At 71.1% G+C, this 2,294-nt stretch carries 1 protein-coding gene; it reads left to right on the top strand.

Going from position 1 to position 2,294, the window contains the following annotated elements; genetic code table 11:
* Nucleotides 1-2,294: SpnB-like Rossmann fold domain-containing protein (locus tag IEY86_RS35780; RefSeq protein ID WP_189136072.1), on the top strand; the 2,294-nt coding region annotated here is incomplete at both ends.

Here is a 2,294-nt window from a genome sequence, read left to right as displayed (position 1 = left end):
GGACCGGTCGGAGGTGAGGGCCCTGCTCTCCGCCGTGGCCGAAGCGTTCACCGATGGCGCCGACGTGGACTGGTCGGTGTTCTTCCCCCGGGCCCGGCACGTTGAGCTGCCCACGTATGCCTTCCAGCGCAGCCGATACTGGCCAAGGCTCTCGGGCGCGCTGCTCGGCGATCTCGGCGCGGCAGGTCTGGCGTCGGCCGACCATCCCCTGCTGGGTGCCGCCGTCACCCTCGCCGACTCCGGTTCGGTGGTCCTTACCGGGCGTCTGTCCGCCCGCACTCAGCCCTGGTTGGCCGAGCATGCGGTGTCCGGGTCGATTCTCTTCCCCGGCACGGGCTTCCTGGAACTGGCGGCTCACGCCGCCGATCAAGTGAAATGCGGCCAGGTGGAGGAGCTGACCCTCGAAGCGCCGCTGATGCTGCCCGAGCGGGGCGCGGTCCAACTACAGCTCGTGGTCGCACCGGCTGATGAGTCGGGCCGACGGCTCCTGGGCATCTACTCCCGCCCGGACGGTGCTTCGGCCGACCCCGAGCGGCCCTGGACCAGGCACGCCGGGGGTGCGCTCCTCTCGAGCGCCGAGGCCTCCGAGGCCGATCTCTCGCAGTGGCCGCCCGCCGACGCCGGCGAGCTGCCCATGGACACCCTCTACGACCGGCTTGCCGAGGGCGGCTTCGACTACGGGCCGGTGTTCTGCGGGCTCAAGTCCGTCTGGCAGCGTGGGGACGACCTGTTCGCCGAGGCGAGCCTGCCGGAGGCCGCGGTGCCCGAGGCAAAGCGCTTCGGAATCCATCCGGCGCTGCTCGATGCCGTGCTGCATGCTCTTGGCGTCGCAACGGTCACCGAGGCAACCAGCGGGGCCGACGAAGGCGGGAAGGTCCCGTTCGCCTGGTCCGGGGTGACCTTCCATGCCTGCGGAGCTGCGTCGCTCAGGGCGCGACTGTCCAGGAGCGGCCCGGACACGGTCGCCTTGGAGCTGGCCGACGCTTCGGGTATGCCCGTGGCGACCATTGAATCGCTCACCATGCGCGCGCTGTCCAGCGACGGGCTCGGCGCTGCCCGGCCCGAGCTGTCCGACCTGCTGTATCGAGTCGACTGGGTCCCGGCACCGGTGGACACGGCGACCGATGCCCACCGGGACGCGGCCGAGCCTGTCGGTTTCGCGCCCGCTTCTCAGCTCGTTCCGGCTGCCCTCGCAGAGTCCGGGGAGGGCGTTCCCGCGGATGTCTTCATCCAGGTGGAGCGGCCCGATGGTGACGTCGTGGACGCCGTTCGGGCGGTGACCGCTCGGGTGTTGGGACTGGTGCAGGAGTGGCTGGCAGCGAAGCCCTTTGAGGATTCGCGGTTGGTGGTGGTCACCGAGGGCGCGGTGGCTGTCGATCACGCCGCGCCGGATCCGGTGTCGGCCGCGGTGTGGGGTCTGGTGCGGGCGGCACGGTCCGAGCATCCGACGAGGTTCGCGCTGGTGGATGTCGTCGGGGCGGCCCCCACTCGGGAGGCGCTTTCGGCGGCGTTGTCATCGGGTGAGCCGGAGTTGGCGGTGCGCGCGTCCGTGGCTTACGTGCCGCGGCTGAGCCGGATGACGTCCCGGCGGCCCGCTCTGTCCCTCCCGCCGGACGCTGCCGCATGGCGGTTGGACATCGTGGAGAACGGCACGCTGGAGGGCCTGGGGCTGACGGCCTGCCCCGACGTGACGGCCGAGCTCGGGGCCGGTCAGGTGCGGGTGTCGGTGCGGGCGGCGGGGGTCAACTTCCGCGATGTGCTGAACACCCTGGGGATGTACCCGGGTGACGCGAGTGACTTCGGCCTCGAGGGTGCGGGTGTCGTAGCCGAGGTCGGGCCGGGGGTTTCCGGTGTCGCTGTCGGCGATCGGGTGATGGGGCTGATTCCGGGGGCCTTTGGGCCGGTGGCGGTCGCGGATGCTCGCACGGTGGTGCGGATTCCGGCGGGTTGGTCGTTCGCTCAGGCGGCGTCGGTGCCGATCGTGTTCCTGACCGCGTACTACGCGCTGACCGAGCTCGGGGGAGTGCAAGCCGGGGAGTCGGTGCTGGTGCACGCGGCGGCCGGTGGTGTGGGTATGGCCGCCGTGCAGCTGGCCCGTCACCTGGGCGCGGAGGTCTTCGGTACCGCGAGCGTGGGCAAGTGGCCCACACTCCACGCGTCCGGGTTGGACAGCGCGCATGTCGCTTCTTCGCGTGATCTGGGTTTCGAGCGGGCGTTTTTGGCTGCGACGGGCGGTCGTGGTGTGGATGTGGTGCTGGACTCGCTGGCGGGGGAGTTCGTCGATGCCTCGCTGC

It is taken from the genome of Wenjunlia tyrosinilytica, from assembly GCF_014646055.1.
GTDB lineage: Bacteria > Actinomycetota > Actinomycetes > Streptomycetales > Streptomycetaceae > Wenjunlia > Wenjunlia tyrosinilytica.
Note: the sequence above shows the minus strand (reverse complement) of the source record. Positions and strands in the feature narration are given on the sequence as shown.